This is a genomic window from Pontibacter saemangeumensis, assembly GCF_039541895.1.
GTDB classification, from domain to species: domain Bacteria; phylum Bacteroidota; class Bacteroidia; order Cytophagales; family Hymenobacteraceae; genus Pontibacter; species Pontibacter saemangeumensis.
Window position 1 is genome coordinate 1 of the sequence record NZ_BAABHC010000017.1, and the last position, 8,341, is coordinate 8,341.

The following is an 8,341-nucleotide window of genomic DNA, read 5'->3' on the forward strand; positions in this document are numbered from 1 at the left end:
TCCAGGCTGTCTTGATTTTCCATTTTATCTGCGTTAAAGGTGTTACTCAAAACCCTTTGAAACAGTTAGTTTTACAGCCTCGGTTCTTTTCGATGCTATGGGCATTGCTGCTTCTGCCTGCCCTTTTGTTTCATCAAGACATAGCCCTGGGTTCTCCTTCGTGCCCTAACCCCCTATTTATAGGACCAGGATTCTACTATTCATTCAGTTTTTGAGGCACAATATTTTCTTCCTTTAGCGGCATTATCCTCAGACTTTGGGCTTTCTGCTGTTGTAGCAGGAACTGGTTTGGGGTCAGCATATGCAAGCTCCCATGGACTCTGTTCTGATTGTAGAAGTTGATGAACCTGTTGAACACCTCGTTGGCTTCCTGCAGGCTTTCCAACTCATACCTGGCACAGACACTACTTTCCACAATAGAGTGATAGGACTCGATGTAGCAGTTATCCTGCGGGCTGGCCACGTGCGTAAACTCATGATCGATGCGCATCTCCTTCAGGTACTCCCGAAACAAGCCAGCTTCGAACTGGCTGCCGTTGTCTGTTCTCAGGCTCACCTTTAGAGGCTTGTTGTAATGGTACAAAACATCCTTCATCAAGTCAATCACCTGGTGCTTTGTAATGCTCCACTCCAGCCTGTAGCCCAACACCCCACGGCTGAAGACATCCAGCACCCCACGGCTGAAGACATCCAGCACCGTTATCAGCAGCGCATTCCTATGCTCTCCATGAATGTAGATGTATTTGATGTCTGTCTGCATGCGCTCAAAGGGCTGGTGGGGGGCAGCAACTCTTTAGCTGTTCTCTTGCCCTTTCTGTCTCTTCTGATGCGGCTGTTAAGCACTCGGGCTTCTTTTATGAGCCGATAGACTTTCTTGCCATTGATCACCAAGCCCTCGCTGTTTCTTAGCCACCCCGTCACCTTCTCGTAGCCATAGTCGACGAACTCCTGGTTCAACAGCCACTCTATCCTTGCCAGCACATAATCGTTGCTGTAGCGGATGCCTTCCTTGCTCTGGGTGCTGGTGCTCTTTTTCCTGCCCCTTTTGCCACAAAGGGGAAGATAGTATTAGGAGCTTTTGCTCAGGCCGCACAGGGGCAGAACCTTGTAGAGGGGGTATCCCTGGTAGATGAATTTCTTGGCAATCATAATCCTATCTGCCTCCTGACAGTGCTTTTTTTTAGCAGCTCTTCCTTGATGCGCAGGGCCAGCTCTTTCTCTGCCAGCAACTGCTTTAGCTGCTGATTCTCCTTCTGCAGGCGCTTTACTTGCGGGTCCAGCTTGTAGTGCTTGCTAGCTAAGGCGTCCTTTCCGCCCGTATCATACTTCTCTTTCCACTGATAAAAGGTGTTCGTGTAGATGCCATGCTTACGGATGGTGGCTGTTACTCCTTCTTTCTCCGCTTCTAAAAGGGCCTTTAGTTTCTCGTCTGCTGACAAGTGTCTTCTTTTCATTGCTCTTACAAGTTATAGTTTTTAGCTTGTAGAATCTTTGGTCCAGTCTTTTAAGGGGCTAAGAAGTAGATACCTATAGTGGCAACTCATTTTGATAGTGCGCGAAGCAAAGAAATCAAGCCCTATAGAATTAACTGGAGTGCTTTCGCGTAGCCCATAGAGGAGTCGAACTACTGGTGTAAGCGCTATTGTTTATCAAGTGTTTGATTTTCGGAACTTTATGACTTAACTTCGAACTAAGGAATCCTGTTGATTTTCCGAGGGTGCAGATTCGGATATCCAAACCTTTGTTGGGTATTAAGATATTGATAATAAATGGTTTACAGTTAATGGGGAAATCCCTCACTCTAAAGATCGCTTCAGCTATTTTCAACTCCTGTAATATCTTATAAACTTACTCTTCTACTTGCCAATAAACTTATCCATCACAGAGTGAGTTGCCAAAAAACAATTATAAACTATCTTATTTTAACCTAAAAATACCTATAAGTAGGTATGTTGTGTTATACAATAACTGTATATATTTATAAGATATTCAGAGATTATTTTTATAGTTCTTGAACATAGCTCGATCTTCTTTAAGTATAAACATTAACAGTTACCACTTTAATCATAAGCTTATGGCTTCCAGAGCAACACAGGCATTTGCAACAGGAGTTAAATTCTTAGGAGGAGCTAATGCAGAAGCTTATACTTTAGAATTCTTAACCCCTACTTCTAAGTACCCAAAGGGAAGTTTTGAGACAGTTATTGTCCCATACATAGAATTAGGAAGAGAAAGCTGCTTGATCAGTTTTGGCAATGATTTTCCTACAGTTAGTAGAAAGCATGCTGCAATAGAGCGAAATGGCAAGGAAACAATCATTAGAAATCTTTCAAAGACGAATCCTACTCTAGTCAATGGACGTCCGGTGCTTAACCAGTATTATTTAAACAGCGGTGATGAGATACAGCTTTCTGTTGAAGGACCCAAGTTAAGATTTAATGAGTCCCAGAATGGCACTGCAAAAATGGCGTTTACAAAGCGCATGAACCTTGTTATGCAACAGGCTATAAAGCCTTACAGAAGAGCATTGATAACAATTGCTGTAGTTTTTTTACTTGCTTCCATTGTCGGAGGATACTTCTTATACCAAATGAAGCAGGATAATGAAGAGATGCTTATTAAAGTAGAAGCTTCTAGTAAACAGCAAGCAGATTCATTGGCCGCATTAAACGCTTTGAACAAGGATCTGGAAGCAGAGCTTTTTGAAAAAAAAGGGAAATTACATGAATTAATTGCAGCGCAGGAAGAAACTCGTAAAGCCATGAAAGAGCCTCCCGTTGTTCAAGAAGCCGGTTTGGTTAAACCTGCTTCTAGTCCTACTAATAAACTCCCTACTGCCACTGCTTCACCTGAATCACTTGTGTCTGCTGTGAAAGAAAAAGTTCTGACTGTGTATTTAACAAAAATCATGGTAGAGTGGAATGATAATATCCTTTACGAAGATGAGCCCAATGAAAGTGTGTGTAGTGGTTTTCTGCTTGATGATGGAACATTTGTAACTGCTCGGCAGTGTATTGATATGCATGCACTAGATGCTTCTGAGATGAACTTTATAGCTAATAGCGGAGGCATAGTAACTTATTATTTTAAAGCAGTTTCTCCGGACGAAAAGGTTGACATAACTTTCACCAATCATAATATGGTGTATGATACTAGTGCAGATTTGTATGAGCAATATACATTTGAAGGTATAAAAGGTAGTGTTAAAATATTCGATCCATTTTCAGGATCTGACTGGGCTTACCTTAAAACGAAAAACAAACAGGGTGTTGCTTTTGATAAAGAGTTATCAGGTAAACTGAATGCTGGTGCAGAACTTTTTTCTCTAGGCTATTCCTACGGAAGCCTGTTAAAGGACAGGCATGTTGGAGTTGAACCTTATATAGTTAAAACATCTGTTTCAAGCAGCAGCCCTCAACAAAAGTATATGATAGTATCTGCTGGTGACTTTAATACAGGTAATGCAGGTGGACCTTTATTTTACTTAAAGGATAACACAGCGGTAGCTGTTGCTATAGTATCAGGTAAGCACCAAGAGCGAGCAGCTAATGGTACGGGGGCAAACATCATAACACCACTAGCCAACTTGGGAAACTAACAAAATGTTATGTTAAAAGAAACACTCCCACATCTGGCAGTAAACATTACTACAAAGTTGTGTTCGTACAGTTAAAACTTTCAAAATTTTAATCATGATAGTTGAAATTTTTGCTACTACTGATAACGGGCAGCGTCCTGGCCAAAACGAAGACAACTTTGCTGTATGTAAAGACATTGTGTCTAAAAGTTGGGGATTTAAGCCTAACGAAAAATTATCCCTTACAAAAGAGGGTGCGCTATTGCTAGTTGCCGATGGAATGGGTGGCGCAAATGCTGGTGAAGTAGCTTCTGATATAGCACAGAGAGTTGTACAGGAGGAGTTTAATAGAATGGCTGAAGTGCCGGCTCCTGACAAACAAAAGCTGGCATGGTTAAAGAAAGTTATTCTAACAGCCCATGAAGCAATTGTAGCTCACCAGATCAACAATTTAGAGACTTCCGGCATGGGTACTACTGTTGTTGTCCTGTGGGCAACTTCGGAGAAAGCGTATGTAGCATGGTGCGGTGACAGCCGTTTGTATGTTCATAGAAAAGGGAAAACTTTAGAACCTGCTACAGATGACCATTCTTACGTGTGGGAGCTAGTGAAACGGGGACAGATAACCCCTGAACAGGCGCGCCTACATCCGGAAAGCAACATCATTACACAAAGTCTTGGTGATCCCGTGACACCGCCAAATCCTGAAGTGAAAGTGATAGATTATCATGAAGGAGACAGGTTCCTGCTGTGCAGTGATGGCCTAAACAGCATGTTGGCCGATGAGCAGATTAATGATGTTCTTGAGCAGGAGAAGGATACGGTGGAAGCTTGTAAGAAGCTTATTGAAGAAGCGAATGCAGCAGGTGGGAGAGACAACATTACGGTTGTACTGCTAGATGTTCGGGAGCTTTCTACCTCTAAGCCTGCTACAACCACAACACAGGAACTCAGAAAGTTTATCAAGAATAAAAACAGGACTATTGTAGCGCTAGGAGTACTTCTGATCAGCATTATAGGCTATATGGCTTTTAGCAGGATTAGCTTTCCTAATTCCAGTCCGGTTGTGACTAAAGCCGCGACTGCTGTACCTAAGCCAGTAAACAGCACGTTAACAACCACCGGAGATTTAATTGCGCAGCCTACTACAAATGTAATCTCTCCTTCTTATGATAAAAAAGTTGAAGAATTAGCCCCGTCTTCTTTAGATGAGGAGCCAAATAAAGAAACTAACATAGTACAGGAGCAAACATTAGATAATGAAAATAAGATAACAGAACCGTCTCTTCCAAAATCAGGAAACAAAGTAAAAGGGAAGCCTCTATCAACAGATTCAGTAGTAGGGGATTCTGCTAAATCGGGGAATGTAAATGATAATTCAACTAAAGAAGGAAATGTAGAAGAAGACTCTGTTATCAAGACAGGGGCTGAAGAGTTACCCTTAGAAATGAAGGAACAAGTGCAAACAGAAGATTCTGTCAAAACAAAGAAAACAATCAAGGACATAAGTAAAAAAGATTCTACTTCGTCTAACCAATAGTTTAGGCAGTAAAAAATTATATAAATAAAAACTGGGAATCATGTTATGAGATGTTACACATGTGGATTTTCGAATGCAGAAGGTAATAAGGTATGTGAAAAGTGCGGAACAAAGCTGAATGCGCAGGCACCTGCTGTAGCTGTAGCTCCTCCTAAGAATCAAGCGCAAAAGACACAAATGGAAGGTATACCCACTATGAGGGGTACAAACTCGCAGCAACCTGCTTGGGATCTGGACACAGACGAAAAGCTTAGGTGTGTTGCCTGTGGCCATTATCCTTTGCGTAGTAAGGTGTCTATGGAGAGTCCATGTCCTAATTGTGGTACTACCGGAGAAAAGAAAGATAAGCCTGTGACAAATGGTACCATGAGCTTTAGCAATCTTATCTTCGCGACCAGTGCCGCCGCTCCTACAACTCCAAAAGTAACTTTAGTAGATATTGCCACCAATAAAGCTGTAGAATTTGAAGGAGAAGATGTCGTATTGAATCGCGCAAATCTAAACCCAAGTGATCAGAGTATCTCTTCAGGACAGCATGTGCAGCTTGTAAAAGAAAAGGGTACCTGGCATGTGTCTGATCTGAGCAGCAACCATGCTACTTTTATCCAGGTTACTGATAAAGTGGCTGTAGAGGCGGGCACACATATACTCATCGGAAACAGAATTTACAGAATTGAGTTAGACTAATGGAGGTTGTTTCGCCGCAGGCCATTGAGTTGAGCCCTATGTCTGTAGTTACTTCTGCGAATGAAGAGTACATCGTAGAGAAGGAAGTAGGACAAGGGGGCTTTGGGAGTGTCTACCATGTACGTAGCCAAGGCAATGACTTTGCGCTGAAACTAACTAAAATGTGGAAATTCTCTCCTAATGAGCGCATTGAATATGCAAAAAGGTTTAGGCAGGAGTATGAGTACGCGCGGCTTATTCCTGGTGAAAATATCGTAAGGCCATACGATTACGATGTATACCAGGGGAATCCTTATATAGTGATGGATTACTGCCCCAATGGCAGCCTCCGTAAAAGAATGGGGCAGCAATGGGAGGTTTTGGGTTTGAAACAGCTTGCAAAAGGTATCCTGAAAGGCCTGCGTAACATGCACCGCGAAGGAATCATACATCGGGACCTGAAGCCGGAAAATGTGCTGTTTGATGAGCATAACATCCCAAAACTGGCTGATTTTGGCATTTCTGCCTCTATCCGGAGCCGCATGACACGCCGAAACATAATGGGGCAGGTGAAGGAGGTTTTTGCTTCTGGAGTCTATTCACCACCTGAGCAACTGGATTATACCCGTGCCTTCAAGGTGATGGGAAATACGAATGACGTATATGCCTTTGGTGCGGTCATGTATGAAACCATAACGGGAGGCGGGCTTCCTTTCGGTACTTTTGAAGAGTTTCAGGCTGATATAAAAGCATATGAGGCGAAGAAAAAGAAAGGCGAATGGAACAAAGAATTACTGGCGGCTTCTGCCCCAGAGCCAATTTGGAACACCATCATAGACCGCTGTCTGCAGTTTGCTCCTGATGATAGGTACCAGCAGGCAGATGACATACTGGCTTTATTGCGAACCGAGAATGATTCAGCTGCAATTACCAACGAGGTGGATACAACAACAGAAACTTTCCTGCTACACATCATGAATGGCGACGAGATTGGGAGGGTTTATAATTTAAATAACCTTGTTGCCTATAACCAACCTGACTGGAAACTACAGTACAATGTTTTTGCTAACTGGCTTAATGATAACCTGAAGAGTGATGTGTGGTGGAACAAAAACAATTTAAAGGTGCTGACGGTTGGATGGTTTAATAAAGAAGAGCCTTTTGCCAATAGCATCGGTATAGCAGAGCATTTTACAAATTACATATCCCGCTATCATGCCACGCTGCTGTACCATGCAGAAGCCAAAAAATGGTTTATCCTGGATGGCCAACCAGTTCAAATGTATGATGGCTGCATAAAGCTACCCATACAGCGAAACTGCTCTACAAATGGTACGTTTGTGAATTCTGCCCATCTGCAGAAAGCACTGAAGCAGCTACAGTATAATGATATCATAACAGTAGGAGATACCACGCTTAAATTAATAAATTAGACCCTTACCGTACCTCCTATATTATCCATTTAGTGTTTCAGAAGAAAGCCAGGGTTTTATTTTCAGCTTTCTGTTCTCCCCTTATATCCCTTATATGAGATAGTCAAGATATAATCTGACAGTTTAATTAAATTGAAAGTGACGCATTTTATTAATTAAACCAGATTATACCATGACTACTCAAGACAAAATTATCAAAAACAAATTAGGATTGCTAAACCTGGCCGAGATGCTGGGCAATGTATCGCAGGCATGTAAAGTGATGGGATACAGCAGGGACTCCTTCTACCGTTTCCAACAGCTCTATGAGCAGGGCGGCTCATCAGCCCTGCAGGAGATCAGCAGCTCAAAGCCCAACATCAGAAACAGAGTAGAACAAGCCGTTGAAGACGCAGTGGTGGCGCTGGCCACCGAGCAACCTGCCTTTGGGCAACTCAGAGCATCCAACGAACTCAAGAAGAAAGGCATCTTCATCTCACCAGGAGGGGTGCGCTCAGTGTGGCTGCGTTACCAGTTGGAGACCTTCCCCAAACGATTGAAAGCACTCGAGGCCAAAGTGGCCGAAGAAGGGATGATCCTGACAGAGGTGCAGATTGCGGCCCTGGAGAAGGCCAGGGAAGAGAAGACAGCGCACGGTGAGATAGAGACGCACCACCCTGGCTACCTGGGCGCGCAGGACACCTATTACGTGGGCTACATCAAAGGCGTGGGCAAGATCTACCAGCAGACCTTTATTGACACCTACACCAAGGTGGCGCAGGCGAAAGTCTATGACAGGAAGAACGCTTTGGTGGCGGCCGACATGCTCAATGACAGGGTGCTTCCGTTTTATGAGCAGCACGAGCTGAAGCTGCTGCGCATCCTCACTGACCGTGGAACCGAGTATTGAGGAGCCAGGGAGCACCATGAGTACGAACTCTACCTGACCATTGAGGACGTCGACCACAGCAAGTCGAAGGCCAGGAGCCCGCAGACCAACGGCATCTGTGAGCGCTTCCACCGCACCATGCAAGACGAGTTTTACGCCATCGCTTTTCGTAAAATGAGGTGTGTCGAAAAAGAAGGACAGTAAACTTGCTTAATGGTTATAAAGTTAACAGTTCTTTTCATAGTTCATCGGGCTCA

General features: G+C 43.4%; 7 protein-coding genes and 1 pseudogene. 5 read left to right on the forward strand and 3 right to left on the reverse strand.

Features of this window, described 5'->3' with window-relative positions; translation table 11 throughout:
- Window positions 1-196: 196 nt before the first annotated feature.
- The 3 genes from ABD920_RS17495 to ABD920_RS17500 form a co-directional block, all read right to left on the reverse strand.
- Window positions 197-760 (reverse strand): DDE-type integrase/transposase/recombinase, encoded by a 564-nt coding sequence (locus tag ABD920_RS17495; protein WP_345160809.1) that lies wholly within the window; start codon window positions 758-760, stop codon window positions 197-199.
- Complete coding sequence (locus ABD920_RS25040) at window positions 703-981, reverse strand: helix-turn-helix domain-containing protein (protein WP_486357934.1); 279 nt, start codon at window positions 979-981, stop codon at window positions 703-705. Before ABD920_RS25040 ends, ABD920_RS17495 begins: the two co-directional genes overlap by 58 nt.
- A gap of 164 nt (window positions 982-1,145) precedes the next feature.
- A complete protein-coding gene (locus ABD920_RS17500; protein WP_345160810.1) occupies window positions 1,146-1,454 on the reverse strand; it encodes a transposase in 309 nt (102 codons plus the stop codon).
- Window positions 1,455-2,074: 620 nt separating this feature from the next.
- On the opposite strand from ABD920_RS17500, the gene ABD920_RS17505 reads away from it, so the two are divergent.
- The 5 genes and pseudogenes from ABD920_RS17505 to ABD920_RS17525 all read left to right on the forward strand — a co-directional run.
- Window positions 2,075-3,598, forward strand: a complete 1,524-nt coding sequence (locus ABD920_RS17505; RefSeq protein WP_345160811.1) for an FHA domain-containing protein — start codon at window positions 2,075-2,077, stop codon at window positions 3,596-3,598.
- A gap of 94 nt (window positions 3,599-3,692) precedes the next feature.
- A complete protein-coding gene (locus ABD920_RS17510; protein WP_345160813.1) occupies window positions 3,693-5,117 on the forward strand; it encodes a PP2C family protein-serine/threonine phosphatase in 1,425 nt (474 codons plus the stop codon).
- A 45-nt stretch (window positions 5,118-5,162) separates the two neighbouring features.
- On the forward strand, window positions 5,163-5,804 hold the full coding sequence (locus ABD920_RS17515) for an FHA domain-containing protein (protein WP_345160814.1): 642 nt from the start codon (window positions 5,163-5,165) through the stop codon (window positions 5,802-5,804).
- Window positions 5,804-7,216: an FHA domain-containing serine/threonine-protein kinase gene (locus ABD920_RS17520; RefSeq protein ID WP_345160815.1), complete on the forward strand. Its 1,413-nt coding sequence runs from the start codon at window positions 5,804-5,806 to the stop codon at window positions 7,214-7,216. The genes ABD920_RS17515 and ABD920_RS17520 overlap by 1 nt, the downstream gene beginning before the upstream one ends.
- Before the next feature lie 172 nt (window positions 7,217-7,388).
- Window positions 7,389-8,258 (forward strand): annotated as a pseudogene (locus ABD920_RS17525) (helix-turn-helix domain-containing protein); the annotation flags it as partial.
- Between the last annotated feature and the right edge of the window lie 83 nt (window positions 8,259-8,341).